This is a genomic window from Rheinheimera baltica (assembly GCF_030731985.1).
GTDB lineage: Bacteria > Pseudomonadota > Gammaproteobacteria > Enterobacterales > Alteromonadaceae > Alishewanella > Alishewanella baltica.
The window spans coordinates 36,550-56,314 of the sequence record NZ_JAPJDY010000009.1 but is presented as its reverse complement, the minus strand read 5'-3'; the positions used below and the strand labels follow the sequence as shown (position 1 = coordinate 56,314).

Genomic DNA, 19,765 nt, shown 5'->3' with positions numbered 1-19,765 from the left:
ACTTTTCAAACTAACCGATATCAGGCATCAGCCGGTGTAGGTGTAGTGCTGTACTTTGGCGCTGGGCTGTCAGTTTTAATCACACTTTGACCGTTAAACAGTTTGAATGCACCGGAGGTCACCACTTCATCACCAGCTTTCACACCTTCGAGGATCTCAACAAAATCACCGCGCGACGCACCCAAACGAACGAATTGCTGTCGTGCCACTAACCCTTGACCTTCTTTGGCTTTTTCCACGATAAAGACAGTGTCACCATAAGGTGCATAAATGAGTGCCGTCGCTGGCACCACTAACACCTCTGACGGCTGCGCCAGTGTTACATCTACGGCAACGGCCATACCAGGAACGAGTGCTTTGTCACTGTTATCCAACACCGACTGCACAATCGCATTTCGACTGACACTGCTTAATTCTGCAGCAATAGCACTCACTTCACCGTTAACGGTTACACTGCCTTGATTAAGACTAATACTTACCGGCAATCCAATCGTAATTTGACTAAGCGTATGTTGTGGAACAGGAAAGTTAACCCTTACTGTATGACTGGCCTGCAGCGATACCACTTCAGCGCCGGGTTGTAAATCGGCACCAACATCAACCACGCGAATGCCTAAACGGCCAGAAAATGGGGCTCGTAGTATCTTTTTCTCTAGTGTTGAACGCAAACTGTCTACATCAGCCTGAGCAGAATCTAACTGCTGTTTGCTGGTATCAATTTCACTTTGGGTCGCGATTTTGTCACGACGTAGCTCAACCAGGCGATCATAATTTTGTTGCGCCAGTGTTAGCCTGGCCAATGCCGCCCGATGCTGAGCCTGCTCGTTGCTTGACTCTTGTTCCAGAAGCACCGTACCTGCTTCAACAAAAGCACCATTCTTAAACATGATACGCTTAACCTTGCCAGACACTTCAGCAGATATCATCACGCCTTCGTCTGCCAGTACCGTACCCGTTGCTGAAAAACGATTATTCCAGCTTTGCCGCTCTACTGACGTCACACTTACAGATTCCGGTGGCGGTACGAATTGCTCACCTGATGCAATCATCATGGCAATTTGGTTACCTTTTACGCCAGCCAGAACGGCAAACACTACAAGAAGTAGTAAAATGGCAAGAAAAAAAGCTTTAATTTTATTCATAAATTCAACCAGATAGTACGTAAAAAATGCTATTAGCATCATCGCTGTTATGCAATGAGCAACAGGTAACGCTTGCCCGAACATTACAACCGAACACCAACAATATGTGATGCTGACATCAGGGTGGCTGCATCAGTACAGTGCAAACCTTTAACAAGATCAGATAAATTCTAACGACAGGTAGTTTACAGCAAAACCGTGATAAGTTTATGACTAAAAATGTAACAAATAAAGCAGGCACACCGCAACTAGCCTGCTTTATTTACGGATCGGTATTTATTTAAGCCCTAATACGGCTTTACCTTGATTAAATACCACATCAACAGGAATATCTGCCGCAGACAAACGAGCTAAATCATCTGCCAGTTGCGCTTTAATGATGCCTTTGTCAGCAACCAATGCCGCCACACCATCATAATCGCCATTGCCTTGTAAGGTTAAAATTAACGCCGACATAGATGCCATTGCATCTTGCATTTTCTGATAGTTAACCTGGTATGTGCCATCGGCATTGCGCACAAAAGCACCTTGCTCGGCAAAATAGTTAAAACGGATCATATTTGCTTTACCGTGTGCACTGGAAGCGCCAAACCGAACCGAGCGAAAAATGCCTGCCATAAAGGTAGTGTAATAATCTTCCAGTGCGCCATCTTGCAACATGCCCTGCTGCTTTAGTTGCGTAATCATATACAAACCAAGAATATCAGCCTTGCCCTCTTCTAATGCAGAGGCATGTTCTTTTAATGCCTGCCGCACAGTGCCATTATCGTTAATGGTATTTTTAATGCCTAAACCATGTGCTACTTCGTGGAACATGGTGTTGTTAAAAAAGGCGTCGAAGGTGACATGCTTACGTTGCTCTGGCGTAATCAGTAACTCTGCTATGGGTAGCATTATGTGATCAAATTTGGCTTGCATAGCATTTTTTAACTGCAAACGCCGCGTGCCCTTTTCCAATTGCACTTGTTCGTCATTTGGCAGGTTGATAGCAATCGTTTTTGACCCCGCGTTGGAATGCCCCGCATAATAAATAACGTCGTAGGCGTTTAAATCAGCATCCGCTCCGGGGGTTTCCGCCTTATATTCTTCAGCAACCGGTAAGCCTTGCTGCAGTGCCGGTAAAGTTGCTGCATACTTGGCCAACTTCTCACTCCAGCTTAAATCTTTTACCAACACATAAGCTTCAAAGGCAGCACGATAGCCAAACAGCTGATCTTCGTATGTCTCAATGGGGCCAATAACCAGCTCAATCGGGTTATTTTTCATTGCCATCCAGGCAAAATCTGACGGCTGATATTCATCCGTCAACAGTGCCTGTGCGCGTAAATTAAGGTAGCTGGCAAATTCTTTGTCTTGTGCTAATAAAGCCGCCTCAGTTAACAGCTTCGCTGCCGCTTCTAACTCTGTTTTATAGATTACAGAATACGGCACAGTGTGTAGCTTTCCGCTTGTATCACGCTGCACAACTGAATAAAGCCCAGTCTTATCGGCAAAATCGGCTGCTTCAAATTCCGCTTTGGTCATATCCGCCGGATAAAACTGCGCGCCAGGCGCTTTTCTATCAAACCCGGTTAAAAATACTTCATCGCCTTTTAATCTGTCCCAAGGGCCATAATTAATATCGGCAAACTGACGTATTTTCCCTTGCGGTAGTTGGCTAAGAAATGCCGCTTTGTCCTGACCAAATGCCTGGCGCCAGAACAAGTCGTCCATAATTTTTGCTGCATCAATCAGCTTTGCTAACATCAATTGTTGATTAGTACTCAGCGAGGACAAATCAGCGGTAAAGTCAACCGTGTGATAAATGTCTAAACGCTTTTCAAAGTCAGGCAACAAGCTGTAGCTGGCAGCAAGAGAAGCGTCAGAATGTTGCGCCGCATTTTGCGTAGCAGCATCGCTTTGTGGAACGCCATTATTTTCTGTAGGGGAGCAAGCAAAAAGCGTTGTTGCTCCAGCTAACGTAAGAGTAAGCCAAAGGGCGTTATAGCGCATAATGTAATCCTGTTATTATTATCAAGAAACTAATGGGTTTAGGGTAGGTAAAGCGCCCGCTGGTTGCAAGAGCCCAATTGAAAACAATAAAAAAGCGAAGCCTGTGCTTCGCTTTTTTAAAATTAACTGAGTTAGAACAGCCAGGTTTTTTCGTCTTGAACAGCTTCTTGCTTTTCAAGTTGTTTCATCCCTTTTACGCTGCGGATAATGAGCCATACAATCCATAGCAGGTATGTCAACCAACCAATAACAACCATCATTAACACAACGCTAACTAAAATATAAACCAGACCAATCCAAAACGTGCGGATCTGAAAACGATAGTGACTCTGCAGCCATTCTGGGGCATCGCTTTTGTTAATATAAGCCATAACCACACCGACAATACCGGTGACACCAAAAATTATCCCTACCAAATACAAAATATAAACCAGCTTTGCTGTTGAGCTGTTTACTGCCGGCTGTGCATTAATGTCATTCATGACACTCTCTCCTTTATACTGCTGATATTGTTTTTTTGTTAAAACCAGCGTCAACTCCATGTTAAGCAGACACCCCGGTTCCGTTTAGCAAAATAACCGCTAAAACAATATTAATCAATGGCTTCAGCCAACAACACATTTAATTAACCTGGCGTAACCAACTGCTCGGAGCAGATAATATAAATTCCCAGCACTATAAACACACCACAGGCACTGCGCCGTGCCCATTGCAAAGAGACTTTTTGCAGCAACCAACTTCCGGCATAAACCACTGGCACATTGGCCGCCAACATACCCAAGGTAGTGCCAACAATCACCAGCCATACCGATTGCTCAAAACTGGCGGCTAAAATAACCGTGGCAATTTGTGTCTTGTCACCAATTTCAGCTAAAAAGAACAATACGCAACTGGCAAAGAAGGCACCAAATCTTAGTACACCCGTGTCACCACTGTCGTCTTTATCCGGGATAAGCAGCCACAACGCCACCGCAATGAAAGAACCACCAAGCAACCATTGATGCCAGCCGCTGGGAATAAATTGACTTAACCATACCCCTAGCCAGGCAGACGCCGCATGATTTAATAAGGTAGCCACTAAAATACCGGCGATAATAGCGCCTTTAGCACGAAATCGGGCAGCAAGAAACAATGACAATAACTGAGTTTTGTCACCAATTTCAGCAATGGCAACAGCAGTGAAAGAAGACAGGAAAGCGTCCATTAACAGTACCTAAGCGGGAAACAAACAAAAGACACAGTAGCGACTCCCGCATTGGGCCACTAATGTGTCTTAAGTCTCATCAATCAATGCTTTTGCATTGATGCTCTGACCATGTGCTTGAGGCACAAGTATGTTGACCAGAGCGCAGCTAAAAAAACGCTGCAGATTACTCCCTTAAGGCTGGCGTGCAGTGTAAATACAATACACGCCAGAGTAAAGTTTCAATTAAAGACTTTATCCGCCAAGCGCCGTGATTCAGCTCGCCAATGCTTCCAACCTTGGATAAGGTTAATAAGCCCCCAGTATGTTAGCGGCACTAACACCAGGCTGGTAAGCGTAGAAAACAGCAAGCCACCGATTATGGCGATAGCCATAGGCGCATAACTTGGCCCATCACCACCAATTTGGGTCCCGCCCATTGCGAGCGGTAACAACCCCAATACAGTAGTAGCAACCGTCATTAATATCGGCCGCAAACGCGACTCGCTGGCACTAATAATCAGCGCTTTTAACGGGGCGTCAGGGTTTTCTTGTCGGTCCTGGTTAATACGGTCCACCAGTACAATGCCGTTGTTAACCACAATGCCCATTAGCACCAGCATTCCTATCATACCCATGATGCCCATGGTGGTACCCGTGAACAAAAATGCCCAAAACACCCCTACCAACGAAAACAGTAACGAGCCAATAACGGCAGTTGGCAATAATAACGACTCAAATAGCGCCGCCATCACAATATAAATCATCGCTACGGCCAACAGCATATTAATCATCATCACTTGCTGTGACTCGTCTTGACGCTGAAAACTGCCCTGAAAAGACCAACGATAGCCCGGTGGCAAGGTCAGTTGGTCCATCACTTTTGTAATATCCTCACGCGCGGTATCCATTTTATAGTCTTTGGCTAAATTCATCCGAATGGCAATGCCCGTTTGGCGATCAAAGCGTTGGATCCTATCTAAACGTGGCGCAAACTTAAGCTCGGCCAACTGCTCAAGCCTTATGACGATATTGTCTTTGGTTAATATCGGTAGCGCAGCCAGTTCCGTAACAGAATGGCTTACGCGTTCATCATACAAAACACGCATTAACAGCTCGCCTTGCTCCTCGCTCCTAAAGGTGCGCAAGTTAGTGCCTCGCAGTGCCAGTGACACCGCGTTAGCCAGTTGCTGAGCGTTTAAACCATGGCGCTGCAATTGCGGTAAATTTAACCAAATTTGCAGTTCTTGCTGGCCATGGGCAATTTCAGAGCTGACATCCTCCAGGCCGCTTACCGCAGCAAGCATAGGTTCTATTTCGTCTGCCAGTTCCAGTAATACTTCGGTAGAATTACCCAGTAAATGTACCTGCAAGCCACCATTACTGCCCCAGCCAAAGGAGGGTTTTGACCTTACCAGTGCAGGCCAGTCCTTGCGAATGGATTCTTTTAATTGCATTAAAGGCTGTGAAATAGGATCTTTTAAAATTAATATCGAATTGGCCTCTCCTGCACGGTAATAGCTGTAAACAGAGTCGATATCAAACTTATCTTTATTGGCATACAAGTACGTTTCCATAATGTTGACTTCAGCCTCAACTTCATCTTTGGAATAGTTACCTTGTATGTTGTAGTTAAGAAAAATCCTGTCGCTGGACTCATCATCGTCATCGCCGCCGGATACCATGCCAATAGGAATAGCAATACTGGCCAATAACACCAGTGCAATCAGGGTAGACCAGAGAGGATGATACATTACCCAATGCAAGGCGCGGCGGTATCCACGCTCTACTGCCCCGGATTGCACCTCTTTCACCGGTTGCACCTTTAGCATGGTGGTTAACAAAGGAATAAGCGTTAACGCCAGCAGCAAGCTAACAGCCAGACATAGACAAATCGCAATCGCCACATGTTCAAGGAAAATGGTTAATTGCATTTTTTGCCCAACAATATTGGGTAAAAATACAATGGCGGTAGTAGCGGTTCCGGCAACAACCGCCAGGCTCACTCGCCGAACACCTCTGGCGGTTGCGGCTTTAACATCCCCCCCTAAGGCTCGTTCCCGAAAAATACTTTCCGTAACAACCACGGCGTTGTCTACCAGCATACCAATGGCCAGCATTAACCCCATCATGCTTAAAATGTTAAGGCTGTAATTCAGAAAATACATCACCCCTAGCGCGATACAGATAGATACCGGCACCGCAAGTACAACCACCATGGTGGTTCCCACGTGGCGAAGAAATAAATACAGCACGGCAAAAGACAATAAGGCGCCTACCCCACCGGCACTTAATAAATCGGCCAATGATGTTGTTACTCCATCAGCCATATCGTCCATTACATATAAGCTGATACCATTAAACGCAGGATCACTCTTGGCCGCTTCAACCACTTTCATGGCTTCTTTAGCCACCGCTACCAAGTTAGCACCTGACTCCTTAAACACGTTTAAACCCACTGCATAAGTTTGATCTAAATGACGACCGTCTTCGCGTTTGGGCAATTCAAGTTCAACCGTCGCCACTTCGCGTAAACTTAAGCCGGGCCTAAGTGGCAATGATGCAATGTGTTCCAGCTGTTTATACTCGCCCACCGGCTTGACCAAAATACTTTCGAACTGGTTACGCAGCTCGCCAGCGGTCATTGCAAAGTTATTCGCCTGCAACACCTGAACAATTTGCATCGCATCAATATTAAGCGCCCGCATCTTATCCGGGTTCAGCCGTATCACCACCTGACGTTTTTCTACACCATACAACTCAACTTTTGATACCCCTTGCACCCGCTCCAGCGGCCGCTTTATCTGGCGTTCCAATAAATCATAAGCCATGGCGAGATCACGCTCGCTGGAAATGCGTAGCTGGAAGATAGGCATATCATTGGTATTAAACTGAAACACCAACACACGCTCAACATCCTTGGGTAGCAAATGACGTATGCCGTCTAAACGCTCCCGTACCTCAATGCTTTTACTGTTGATGTTTTCTTCCCAATTAAACTCCAGTGAAATCTCGGCACTGTTTTCATTTGACCAGGATCGCATTTGTTTAACGCCAGACACAGTGGCTAACGCCTCTTCAATCGGCCGGGTAATTAAACGCTCAATTTCAGTTGGTGTGGCGTTGTTATAAGGCACATTAATAAAAATTTGCGGAATGTCGATACCCGGAAACTTTTCCAGTGGCAACATGCGACTGGCTATAATGCCAAACACCAGCATCGACAAAAACATCATACAAATGGTTACCGGCCGCGTCAGGGCAAAACGCGTTAACCATAGCGGTTGCTGGCTCATAGCGACGTCTCCGCATTCACTGCGCCAGCACTGGTTTCGGTGCGTGCTGCAATGGTGTCACGACTAACCAACCCATAAAGTACCGGGATAAACAACAGCGTTAATAACGTGGCCAAAGTCAGACCAAAAATCACGGTAATTGCCATAGGTGCCCGTATTTCACTGCCATCACCGCCGCCAATGGCCATCGGCAATAACCCCAGCACTGTGGTGAGCGTGGTCATTAACACCGGACGTAAACGGCTGGCACCGGCCTCAATAATAGCCTGCGTTAAAGCGATACCTTCGCCACGTAATTGGTTGATTCGGTCGATAAGCACAATGGCATTGTTTACTACAATACCGGCCAACATGATTAAACCGATGAATACAATAACCGACAACCGGGTATCCGTTAGCCACAACCCCAATACGGCGCCAGCACCCGCTAAAGGCACGGTAAATAAGATAAGCAGCGGCTGCAGCAGATTTTCAAACTGCGATGCCATAACCAGATAAACTAAAAATACCGCCAGCAACAATGCCATCGTCAATGACGTATAAGCCCGGTGCATTTCTTCACTTTGGCCCATTACCGCAGCTGTTACGCCATAGGGCATGCTCTGCTGCGCTAATATCCGTTTTGCCAACGCAGTAGCCTGTTCTAAATCACCTGATACCAGATTAGCACTAACCACAGCTACCCGTTGCTGGCCAATGCGGGTAATTTCACTGGGGCCCGTTTCACGCTGTATTTCAGCAACAGCAGACAGTGGCAACGGTTTGTCACTCCCTGGGTTGATAATAAGCTGCGCTAATTGCTGCTCAGACTGACGGTACTGTTCAGACAAACGCACACGAATATCGACTTTGCGATCATTAACAGAATATTGTCCGGCGACTTCACCACCAATATAGGCTGCGACACGTTTTGCCACATCGTGTGATGTCATGCCTAACTGCGACAATAAATCATGATTAAAATACAGCGTAATTTCAGGCTGTCCCTGACGCAGGCTGGTTTTAACATCGCTAAAGCCCGACTCTGCTTCCAGCGCATTAACCATCGCATCGGCTGCTGTTTTCAATTGTTTTAACTCATAACCCGACAGCTCAATTTCCAGCGGGGTACTAAAGCTAAACAGTTGTGGCCGGTCAATTTTCACCAACACATCCGGCTTTGCTGCCAGGTAATCGCGCAACAGGCTGATCAATTGTTGCTCATCGGCATCGGTAGCTTCACTGGCAAGTACAATATTTAGCCTGCCCCAATGGCTGCCACCAATACTCGGGTCTACCGTCATTTGTGCGCCAGTACCTGCTTGGGCATAACTGCGTTTAACGATGCTTTGCTCTGCAGCAATACCGGCTAATGCCTTCAGCAGCTCATCGGTTTGCTCTATAGCACTGCCAACGGGCAATTGTACTTCGACATAAAATTCTCCCTGACTCATCGCGGGGATCACATCTGCACCTAAGCGGGGAAGTAAACTAAAACAACCTGCAGCAATCAATAGTGTCAACGTGATGGTTAGCGCTTTTGCTGCCAATGCGGCTTGTAAGGCTCTGCGATACACCCGCTCTAATAGCTGTAACATCCATTGCACGATGTTTAATACCGGCTTAAATATCAGACTTAACAGCCGGCTAATAAGACGAAACACCAAAGTAAATGCACTTAACAGCAGTAAAAATATCCCGCGGATGCCACGGCCTATCATAACGAACGGCCAGGTAAGCCAGTAATACCAGCGCTTAGGTGTTTTTACATCTGCCACAGGTGGGGTAAAATTATCGTGAGCCGCAACCCGTCCCTCGCGTGCCGCCATGGTGGGGATCAACGTTAACGCCACCACGAGAGACGCTAGCAAGGCAAACGTCACAGTAAGCGCTTGATCACGGAACAACTGCCCCGCAATGCCCTCAACAAATACCAAAGGAAAAAATACTGCCACAGTCGTCAATGTTGATGCCGTAATCGCCATCGCCACTTCGCTGGTGCCAATTTTTGCTGCCGTAAAAGGGTCTTTACCCTGTTCTTTGTGACGGGCAATATTTTCTAACACCACAATGGCGTTATCGACCAGCAAGCCAACCGCCAATGCAATGCCGCCCAGGCTCATCATATTTAACGTAATGCCCTGACCGTACATCAAATTAAAAGTAGCAATAACGGATACTGGAATGGAAATAGAGATGATTAACGTCGCCCATATATTGCGTAGAAACAGGTATAACACCAGCATCGCCAGCAATCCGCCCACTAGCGCTGCCGACTTCACATCGTTAATGGCTTGTTCAATAAACTCTGACTGGTCATAGACCAATGTCAGTATATAGCCCGCTGGCAGGCTTTTCTTTAAGGAATCAAGCTGACCAATAAGGTTTTTTGCGACCTGCACGGTATTGGCATCACCTTCTTTATAAATGGCCACCTCAATCGCTTCTTTGCCATCGACATAGGTAATACTTTGTCTATCGACAAAGCTGTCGCGTACTTCGGCAACATCTTTTAAACGAATTTGGCTATCACCCACCTGGGCAATATATAAGTCTTCGATTTGTTTAAGGTCGGCAAATTGATTGATCGTACGAACCAGATAATCATAACTTGATGTTTCTAACCGGCCACCTGATTGATTAATATTTTCCTGCCGCAAGCGCTCACTAATTTGACTAATATCCAGCTGTAACTGGCTGAGTTTTTCGGCATCAACCAGAATTTGTATTTCCTGGCTTAAACCACCATCAGGTCGCACTGCAGCCACGCCAGGTAAAGACTCTAGCCGACGACGCAAATCTTCTTCAGCAAAGGTACGTAAACTAACAAGCTGAGCGGGGTTAAGCGCCGCGCCTTCAGTGGCCTCACGGCTTAATGCAAAACGCACAATCGGGTCTAAATTAGGGTTGAATCGCAGCAACAGAGGTTTTTCAATTTCGAGCGGTAAAAATAACACGTCCAGTTTTTCGCGCACCTCAAGAGCCGCGATATCCATATCAGTGCCCCACTCAAACTCCATCACCACATCAGAGCGGCCTGAGCGAGATACCGACTGCACCTTGCGAACCCCTTTAACAATGCCTATGGCCTCTTCAATTGGCTTACTGACCAATTGCTCCACTTCAGCAGGGGCGGCGCCAACAAACTCGGTGCGAATGGTTAAGCTGGGGTAAGATAAGTCAGGTAACAGGTTTACCGCTAAACGCCCCGCAGCTACCAAGCCAAATAATAAAATTCCTAATGTAAACATCCATATTGTGACCGGACGGGTCACAGCAGTATCAACCAGTTTCATAGCAGCAAGTCCTGTGCATATAATTATTGTTATAAAAGCCTGACTTAGAATTCGCGAACGGCAACCACATTCACCAACGCATCATCTTTAAGTGCTGACTGCCCGGCTATAACCACTTTATCGCCCAAGCTCAGGCCAGATAAAATCTCAACGGTGTTATCTGATTGATATCCAAGCTGCACCGGTTTACGGCTGACTTTATTCTCATCATTTACGACAAACACGGTTTGAGTGTTATCTGTAGTCATTAATGCCCGCTTAGGTAGCAACAACGCGTCCGCTTTTACATCAAATTGCAACTCCACTTGTGCAAACATGCCAGGTTTAAGTTGTTGCTGTTTATTCGCTACTTTTAACACGGCACGCACTGTGCCCGACTGGCCATCTACCACAGGTGAAATACGCACTAATTCAGCGTTAAAGGCCGTCATACCGGCAAACTGCATTAGCGCTTTTTGTCCAATATGGGCTTGTGCCAGCTGCTGCTCGGGTAAATACACCACGGCCTCAAGCTGTTGATTAGAGACCACGTAAAACAATGATTGTGTCGCGTGTTGATTAACCAGCTGGCCAACCTTGGCATATCGGCGTGCCACCACGCCACTGATAGGGGCACGAATTTCGGTTTCTCTTAATGCCAATTCAGCCAAATCTACGCTAGCTTTTAACGCATCGTGTTGCCACTGTAATTTTTCAAACACATCGGCACTGATCAACTGACGTTGATACATTTCTTCCATGCGCTTTAATTCACTTCCCAACCGGCTTAGCTCAGCTTTTTCTTTATTCAGATTAAACTGCTGACGCTCATTATCCAGTTGTGCTAACAATTGCCCCGCTTCTACGGCGTCACCTTCTTCAACAAATATGCGCTGCACGATACCAGTGGTTTTACTGATCACTTCAGCCTCAGCGCGCGCTTCTAGTGTACTGGTAGTACGGTAGCTGCTGCTGATCTCACCGTTACGCGATAGCACCGCTTCCACCGGAATGGCTGCAATAGCCTCAGCCGTCGTTGTAGCCGTCGTACTATTGGCTTGATTACACCCCGTTAACAGCATACTACTGGCAACGAGCATGGCGACGATGGTCATTTTGAAAGGGGATGACGTTTTCATGATTCTTCCTTTGGAAAACAGTATTTAAGCAAGTTAACACAGACAATGCAGCTGCTATGCCATCGTCATAAAAATATTTAAATCTAACAATTTCAATGGCATAGTAAAAATATAATAAGTGTCATTATTCAATGGTCACTTTTAACTTAGTTAAAAATACTAACTATTAGTCATATAAACCACTTTAGCAAAATATGCTTTTATTACATTAACGACTAAACAATCAGCACTTACACTCTAGAGTATGTACTCTAAGGTACGACCTCTTTTATACTGCCGCGTTTTACATTCAACGGGGTATGTATATGATTAGAACAACTGCTATTTCTCTTGCCGTATTTTCTGCGCTTATTTGTCTGTCGGCACAGGCTGAAGGCTATAAATTATTCGAACAATCCGTCAGCAGCATGGGCAATGCTTATGCTGGTCGCGGTGCACAACTTACTGATGCCAGCCTGGTTTACTCAAACCCGGCTGCCATCACAAAGCTTGATGGCACACAATTAACTGGCGGCCTAACGCTGATTAGCGCTAAAACTAATTACGGTAATGCACAAGCACAAAGCGCTAACGGCCAATCAGTAGTTGGTCGTACCGAAGGCGCAAATAGTTTAAATGAATTGGTCCCTTTTGTGTTTTATGCCGACAAACTCAACAATAACATAAGCTGGGGTATCGGCTTTTATGTGCCATTTGGTCTGTCATCAGATTACGATAATGACTTTGTCGGTCGCTATTTTGCCGATGAAACAGCTATTCAGGTGCTAAGCTTACAACCCTCCATTGGCTATAACCTGAATAAACATTGGTCTGTCGGTGCTGGTATCTCAATTAACCGTGCCGCGGGTACCTTATCAAAGTACAAAGATCACAGCGGCCTGTGTGAGCTAGGCGAACAAACAACAAATGCTATGTTCGGTGCACCTGTGTATAACGCAGCTTACTGCAATAGTCATTATGAAGTAGAAGGCGATGATATTGCTTTTGGCTATACGTTAGGCATTCACGCAGAGCCGCTTGACGGCACACTCCTGGCATTGATGTACCATTCCGCAATTCGTTTTAATTTAAAAGGCGACTCTGTCATTACTAACGCCCCGATTACCGGAGCTAATGTGGTCGGTAATCTTAATTTCATGGTTGTAGCCCCTCACCTGCCTGCTATTGATTTATCCACGGGTAAACTGGCGTCACAAAGTAAGCTAACGGAAGCCAGTCAACTGGCGCTAACAACTCCCGCATCAGCGGCATTTAGTGTTGATCAGCAGCTGACAAAGGCGTTGTCAGTGCAATTTAGTGCAGTTTGGACTCAGTGGAGTGAGTTTCAGAGCATCGATATTGTCAGTAACGACGCTAATCCGAGTATTTCGCTTAACACGCAAACTGCAGCAAACCTGAACAACGAAGGGCAAATTGGCTACATTCCAGAGTATTGGCACAACGTGTGGGGCTTTGCTGTTGGAGCAACCTACCAATACCAACCTGACATTACGCTAAAAGCCGGTATGGCATATGATGAAAACCCTATATCAACAAGCCACAAAACGGCCCGCATTCCTACTGACGATCGCTTATGGATTACTGTAGGTACACATTGGCAGTTAAATCAGCATCTTAGTTTTGATATTGCGTACGGTTACTTGTTTACTGGTGACGTTAGCGTGAATGAACACGAATATAATGTGCAAAATGAGCGGCTTTATCAAAGCGGTTATCAAGCCGACTACCGCAATAAAGGCCAATTGTTTTCGCTTGGCGCCAGCTACAGCTTTTAACTTCCTTTAACGTTGATAACGCAAAAGGCGATCTGATGATCGCCTTTTGTTTATTTATTAAACTATTTTACAAGTTCATTACTGCACCAGTTTTAAACGATATCCTGATGGTGCGGCGTCATCTTTTTCTGCCAACAGTGAATAGTGAACCCCTGGCTCTAACATCATGCTGGGTGTTTTATCCAACAAGGTCGTGCTGCCATTGTCCGCAACCTGAACCAATGCAATAGCGTAGTCATCTTTGGGTAAGTTAATGCTTTGCTGCTTTTTAAATTCCAGGTTTTTAATGCTGTATTTGGCCGTACTAATGGTTTCATTTTGACGGACAAAATAAAACTGTAGCTTGGTAAAATCCGGCACCAGATTAGCCACCAGCACATCATGCGCTTGAAGTTGCGGCGTATCACGCTCTAGTACCGTTAATGCTTCAGCCGCTTGGGCTTCATTGTTATACAGCAACACCGCTTTGCTATCACCAGCAGCCAAGCTTAGCAAGGCACTGTTTAATAACACATCACCATTTTCAGTACGCACCGACAGGCTGTAATCACCTTGCTCGCTGCTAACATAAGCCCCCATTTGTCCAGCCGCAACACTGGCCACAACGGTGTTGTCTAAGGCAAGCTGTATATTTTGATCCAAACTGTTGTACAGGCGGAACTGCGCACTGGCATCAACATTGTTGTAGGCAGTAACACTAGATGAATTCAGTACAATATCCAGCGATAACTGCTCAGCAAGCGGGCCATGCTTATCACGCACAATCATGACGTAAGTATTTTCATAAGCAAAATGTACTGACTGCGCCGTAAAAATTGGCGTCGTCTGTCCGGCTTCTGTCAGGAACAGGTTAAACTTACCAAGATCACGACTTTTTGCTTCCGTTGTTACTTCGTGCAGGCTAAGTGATTCAAGTAATTCAGCGTCTGAAAAACTGGTATTTTCAGCACCAATATAAATATCTAACTGCGGATATTGCTCCGATAAATTAGCTATATGCAGATTAAATTTATCTTCCAGTTCAGCATCGCGCTTAAAACTCAGGCTAAGGTGATCATACTGCTGGTCTTGTTGTGTCAGGATAAACAGTGTTTTCATGTCTTTGGCTAGCGCAACATTTTCCTCTAACAAGTCATCTGTAGATGCCACATCCACAAACTTAACGGCATAAGTATCAGCCTCTAATGCAACCAGCGAGCTAACGTCACCGTAAGCTGCATTGCCAATACTTGTATCACCGGCCTTTAACAGTGTATTGCCCGCTATTGCCGCACCATTATAAAATTGCAGATAACTTTCTGCCGTTGCCTCGTCTTTACTGCTGCCACCGCAACCTGCCAACATAGTTGTTAACAGCACAAGTGAAGATATATAAGCTAATTTCATGAAGTCCTTCCGAAGGGTAGTATTTAACGTCCTCAGGGTAAGGGCTTCACTGGGATAACTCTATGCTGTTTCACCATTTCAAACAGTTGGTTACACTTAATGACAAAGTAAAAAACCAAATTACAATAAAGCATTAATATTGATTGAACTTAATCACTTTAACACCGTTTTTTTATGATGATTTTTTGCTCATGAAGTATTTAGCGCCACCGGCAAAAAGGATAATCTTGCTGCGCTCATTACGCAGACCGATTCAGTTAAGCAATAGAATCTGCTAAACTCTGCGCGCCTTTCTCAGCCTCAGAAGACGTAAAGATGACTTTTGCAACTCAGGTTCTGGCAGTCAACGATGACTTGCCAATTCGTACAGATTTACCGGTACATTCCGGCAAGGTGCGCAGTGTTTACTGGTTAACGGCCGCAGACAGCGCACGGCTTATTCGTGAAAAAAACTACCCTGTTGCTATGGACACGCCGCTGGCTATCATGGTGATTAGCGATCGCATCTCTGCATTTGATTGCATCTGGCATGGCGAGAACGGCTTAAATGGCGTTCCGGGCAAAGGCGCTGCGCTAAATGCCATTTCTAATCACTGGTTTTCGCTGTTTAAGCAACATGGCTTAGCCGACAGCCATATTTTGGATATTCCGCACCCGCTGGTTTGGATTGTTCAAAAAGCCCGGCCGGTAAAAATTGAAGCCATTGCCCGTCAGTATATTACCGGCTCAATGTGGCGCGCCTATAGCAAGGGCGAGCGCGAGTTCTGTGGTATTACCTTGCCAGAGGGCCTAAAGAAAGATCAAAAACTGCCGGAAATTTTAATTACGCCCTCTACTAAAGGCATTCTCACTGGCCTTGATGGTGTGCCCGAGGCGGATGACGTTAATATTTCCCGCGCCGATATTCAGCGTCATAGCGCGGCCTTTGGCTTTGAACAGGCTGCAGATATTGACCTGTACGAAAAATTGCTAAAACAAGGCTTTGGCGTTATCAGTGATGCACTGGCTAAATTAGACCAGATGTTTGTTGATACCAAATTTGAATTTGGCTATGTAAAAGATACTAATAACCAAGACAAACTCATTTATATGGATGAAGTAGGCACACCCGATAGCTCACGCATATGGGACGGTGCCAGCTGGCGCAGTGGCAACATTGTTGAGCAATCAAAAGAAGGCTTCCGCCAGTGGCTACTTAACCACTTCCCCGAGCCGGATATCTTGTTAAATAAAGACCGTATGCCAGAGCGCGCAGCGTTGGCGCGCGACAACGCGCTGCCCACGAGCGTGATGATGGATATTTCTCGCACCTATCTGGGCATTGCTGAAAAAGTGATTGGTAAAAAAATCAGCCTGTCGGATAACCCTAAAGCTGAAATTATCGACGTGCTGGATAAACACTACGGCTTAATTAACAACTGATAACGGTGCTTAAACTCAGCATGACCGGCGTGCCCTAAATCAACCGTGGAGGCCATGGATGGCCGGACAAATATGTCAGGACATATTTGGACAGTTAAGCTGGCCCGACGGGAAAAGGACAGGAGTTCTTTTCAATCGAGCTTCAAGGATGATTTATGGCGTATTCATGTGGGTAAACCGCGTCATGTTGAATGACAAATATCACAACGTTTTAGTCATAAAGTATTTAGCCCCACCGGCAAAGGGGTAGTCCTGTTGCACCCACTTAACTTGATAACCATGGCGCTGATAAAACGGTTTTGCCTGAAACTCCACAGTATCCAAAACAACAAAACGGCAACCGCGCGCTTTTGCCATAGCTTCGGCGTCTGCCAGCATAGCACTACCAATACCTTTACCGCGCTCAGTCTCGGCTAGCCAGAACGACTCTAAATAAAACCAGTTACCAAAAGTGCGCCCGGCTAATGCCGCGACCAGTTCACCAAAAGCATTTAATTGCTTAAGCCCCAATGCCTGGCGCTTACTAGCATCCCAGTGCTGCGCATTAAACTCGGCTATTTTCTGTTTTGCCTGATCCGCGAACTCAGAACTGTTGTCTTCTGTAAAGTTGCTCATTTTAATACCTCCCTCGGCGCGAGTTCCTCCGCATACCACCACTGCATCGGTATAATCGTCATTGTTTTTTAATGCCATAAATCCAATCCAGCCCCTGAATTGCAGTAGTTGGAAAGGCCGTGGCATGACTGGCGCCAGATACAACTGAAAATCGCAAGTCAATATTACCGCTGTTCAGTGCCAAAATTTTGTCTGTTAACTGTTTAGCCCCGGCCAGCATATCCTGGCCTTCGCCGTAAGCCGGTGTCTCGTATTCCCCAACAGAAATATACACCCTGGTAGCCGCCTTGGGTTTAACCACCGACGCAGCCAGAATCATATTATTATCAAACCAGACTGACGGGCTGCCAAGTATGTAGTTGGCAAACAACGCTGGCTCAGTAAATAAAATATAAGTGCCGAATAAGCCGCCTAACGAATTGCCGACAAAAGTGCGGTTAGTGTTGCTGGCACGGTAGTTTTGCTCAATAAACGGAAAAACCGTATCACGGATAAAGGCCATATGGCCGCTGGCATTACCGGTTTCCTGCCGCCACGCTTTGGCATTTGACGGTGTGTAATCGCGAACTCTGCTGAGGGCACCTTTTGAACCTTGCTCATACGATACAGCAACAATAATTGCCTGCTGCATGACGCCGCTGTTCATCGGAAAACGTGTCGCGCCGCTTATCAGCGGAAAGCTGTAATGCGCATCAACCAGATAAATTACCGGATACACTTTATCCGGCTGTTTGTTATAAGAAGCGGGCAGTTGAATAAACAGCGGGTAAACACGGCTGCTGGATTGCTCTTTAAGCTCAATAACCGCGCTGCGCGGTATTTCGTAAGCGGTATTGCCGTTTGCTTCAACGCAAAATAGCAGCAAAACCGCTAATAATAATTTCATTTGCTTAACCCTATTTGTAACGGCAATGTTTAACGCAACCATGCGCGGAAAAATACATATTACTGATGATACTTACGGATTACTGCAACCTTACCGTTTTCCATCTCCAGCACTTCCATCATGACTTGGCTGTAAGAAATGGCTTGCTTATGCTGCGGGTGAATTCCTTTGGCGCTGTTACTGTAGCGAATGGCGATGGCCGACTGATTAAAGGTAAACACATCCAGCAGCTCGGCTTTATGTTCGGTGTGGGCGCCTAAATAAAACGTCATGCCTTTTCGCATCGCCTGTTTGCCATCAGGCTGGCGCGAATCGTCGGTAACATAAGGTAAATGCGAATGGCCGATATCATCGGTTAAAAGCGCCAGGTAGTTTTCCAGATCCTGTGTTGTCGCATCAGGTGCCTGCGTCGCCACCATCGCCTTAAAATACTGCTGTGCAAAAGCATTTAAGTCTATTTCTGTCTCAGCTGCTACCGATAATGACAAAAATACTGCAAACGCAGCAAGTAACTTATGTTTCATAGCAAGCTCCATATCTACTTATTCAAAGCATCTAATTTATCAATCCAATCTATGCTGTTATCTAAATGAAAATCAATCATTTTTTCTAAATTAGCCTTTGATGCAACAAATAACAAAGACCGCTATAGCGGCCTTTGTTATTTTCAGGAAAAGTGACTTTTAATACGGTTTACAACTTATCCAGCTCGACATCACCGCTTACCGTGCTTAACTCAACACTGCCATCACCACTGCCCAGCGTAAACTGCAAGCTGCGAGCCGGGCCGTATTTAGCTTTACTGGCTTTGTCGTCACTCAGCTTATTGTCGATACTGCCACCGGCTGAGGCTTTAATATCAAACCGGGCGCTAACATTCGTATCCAGCTTTAATTCAATATCACCGCTTACACTGCTGCCGCTGATGCGTGGACTAACCGAATTAGCTAGCTCTGCTTCAATCTCGCCGTTAACAGTGCTTAATTTCAGCTGTTTTGTACTGGTCATTTTCAGTTTAGCATCACCATTTACCGTGCTTACCGTCACTTCCTCGGCACTGGTTCTGGCTTTAATTTCGCCGTTAACCACGCTGTACTCCAACCGGCCAGATGAACCTACATCGGTTATTTTTCCATTTACTGAGCTCAACGAAATTTGGCCACTAATGTCTTTACTATTAATTTCACCGTTTACCGTACTTAACTGCACCAAATTTGCCAGCTCTACTGCCGCAATGGTGCCATTAACTGTGCCTATATTGCTGCCACCTGTGATGCCGATGAGGCTTACATCGCTGTTTACACCTTTAAATTCAATGCTGCTGCCAATGGGCACTTCAATACGCAAGTCAGCGGCATTTGATTTTTCGCTGCCGCGGTAATTCACCTGGCGTGGCATGGTCATTTCAAAGCGGGTAAAACCGTCTGCTGATTCCAGCGTGTAACCGGTGGCCTTTTCATCCAGTTTTCCAACAATCTTAAACTGGTTGCTGTTTACGGCTTTAATGGCTATCTCACCGCTCATAACTTCGAGATAGATTTTTTCATTGCCGGCCACGCTGCGGCTTTCGTTAACTGTTTCACGCGAGTCGGCAAACGCCGGTAAGCTGATGTTTAACAGCATTAGCGCCGTAAGCGCTACCTGCCATGGTTTTGTTAATGTAAGCATAAATTAC

14 protein-coding genes are annotated in these 19,765 nt (G+C 45.8%); 2 read left to right on the top strand and 12 right to left on the bottom strand.

Annotated features, from left to right (window positions below; translation table 11 throughout):
* Positions 1–20: 20 nt before the first annotated feature.
* From ORJ00_RS15170 to ORJ00_RS15140, 7 genes are all read right to left on the bottom strand, one after another.
* Entirely contained in the window at positions 21–1,142 is a 1,122-nt protein-coding gene (locus ORJ00_RS15170; protein WP_305976006.1) for an efflux RND transporter periplasmic adaptor subunit, read from the bottom strand.
* Between the two features lie 276 nt (positions 1,143–1,418).
* A complete protein-coding gene (locus ORJ00_RS15165; protein WP_306140262.1) occupies positions 1,419–3,134 on the bottom strand; it encodes a DUF8614 domain-containing protein in 1,716 nt (571 codons plus the stop codon).
* 131 nt (positions 3,135–3,265) lie between these two features.
* Positions 3,266–3,616, bottom strand: a complete 351-nt coding sequence (locus ORJ00_RS15160) for a DUF4870 family protein (protein ID WP_027672840.1) — start codon at positions 3,614–3,616, stop codon at positions 3,266–3,268.
* Between the two features lie 143 nt (positions 3,617–3,759).
* Positions 3,760–4,338 (bottom strand): TMEM165/GDT1 family protein, encoded by a 579-nt coding sequence (locus ORJ00_RS15155; RefSeq protein ID WP_306140261.1) that lies wholly within the window; start codon positions 4,336–4,338, stop codon positions 3,760–3,762.
* Between the two features lie 221 nt (positions 4,339–4,559).
* Positions 4,560–7,613 carry an efflux RND transporter permease subunit gene (locus ORJ00_RS15150; protein WP_306140260.1) on the bottom strand — a complete coding sequence of 1,018 codons (3,054 nt, stop codon included), beginning with the start codon at positions 7,611–7,613 and terminating at the stop codon, positions 4,560–4,562.
* Entirely contained in the window at positions 7,610–10,888 is a 3,279-nt protein-coding gene (locus ORJ00_RS15145) for an efflux RND transporter permease subunit (RefSeq protein ID WP_306140258.1), read from the bottom strand. Before ORJ00_RS15145 ends, ORJ00_RS15150 begins: the two co-directional genes overlap by 4 nt.
* 44 nt (positions 10,889–10,932) lie before the next feature.
* Complete coding sequence (locus tag ORJ00_RS15140; RefSeq protein WP_027672836.1) at positions 10,933–12,006, bottom strand: efflux RND transporter periplasmic adaptor subunit; 1,074 nt, start codon at positions 12,004–12,006, stop codon at positions 10,933–10,935.
* Between the two features lie 305 nt (positions 12,007–12,311).
* On the opposite strand from ORJ00_RS15140, the gene ORJ00_RS15135 reads away from it, so the two are divergent.
* Entirely contained in the window at positions 12,312–13,781 is a 1,470-nt protein-coding gene (locus tag ORJ00_RS15135) for an OmpP1/FadL family transporter (protein WP_306140257.1), read from the top strand.
* A gap of 78 nt (positions 13,782–13,859) precedes the next feature.
* On the opposite strand, the gene ORJ00_RS15130 is transcribed toward ORJ00_RS15135, so the two are convergent.
* On the bottom strand, positions 13,860–15,167 hold the full coding sequence (locus tag ORJ00_RS15130) for a hypothetical protein (RefSeq protein WP_306140256.1): 1,308 nt from the start codon (positions 15,165–15,167) through the stop codon (positions 13,860–13,862).
* Positions 15,168–15,482: 315 nt separating this feature from the next.
* Here ORJ00_RS15130 and ORJ00_RS15125 point away from each other — a divergent pair, with 315 nt between their 5' ends.
* Entirely contained in the window at positions 15,483–16,589 is a 1,107-nt protein-coding gene (locus tag ORJ00_RS15125) for a phosphoribosylaminoimidazolesuccinocarboxamide synthase (RefSeq protein WP_306140255.1), read from the top strand.
* A gap of 201 nt (positions 16,590–16,790) precedes the next feature.
* On the opposite strand, the gene ORJ00_RS15120 is transcribed toward ORJ00_RS15125, so the two are convergent.
* The 4 genes from ORJ00_RS15120 to ORJ00_RS15105 form a co-directional block, all read right to left on the bottom strand.
* Complete coding sequence (locus ORJ00_RS15120) at positions 16,791–17,282, bottom strand: GNAT family N-acetyltransferase (protein WP_306140254.1); 492 nt, start codon at positions 17,280–17,282, stop codon at positions 16,791–16,793.
* Positions 17,263–18,090, bottom strand: a complete 828-nt coding sequence (locus tag ORJ00_RS15115) for an alpha/beta hydrolase (protein WP_306140253.1) — start codon at positions 18,088–18,090, stop codon at positions 17,263–17,265. Before ORJ00_RS15115 ends, ORJ00_RS15120 begins: the two co-directional genes overlap by 20 nt.
* A 59-nt stretch (positions 18,091–18,149) precedes the next feature.
* Entirely contained in the window at positions 18,150–18,614 is a 465-nt protein-coding gene (locus tag ORJ00_RS15110) for a nuclear transport factor 2-like protein (RefSeq protein WP_306140252.1), read from the bottom strand.
* A 169-nt stretch (positions 18,615–18,783) separates the two neighbouring features.
* On the bottom strand, positions 18,784–19,758 hold the full coding sequence (locus ORJ00_RS15105) for a DUF4097 family beta strand repeat-containing protein (RefSeq protein ID WP_306140251.1): 975 nt from the start codon (positions 19,756–19,758) through the stop codon (positions 18,784–18,786).
* Positions 19,759–19,765: the final 7 nt, after the last annotated feature.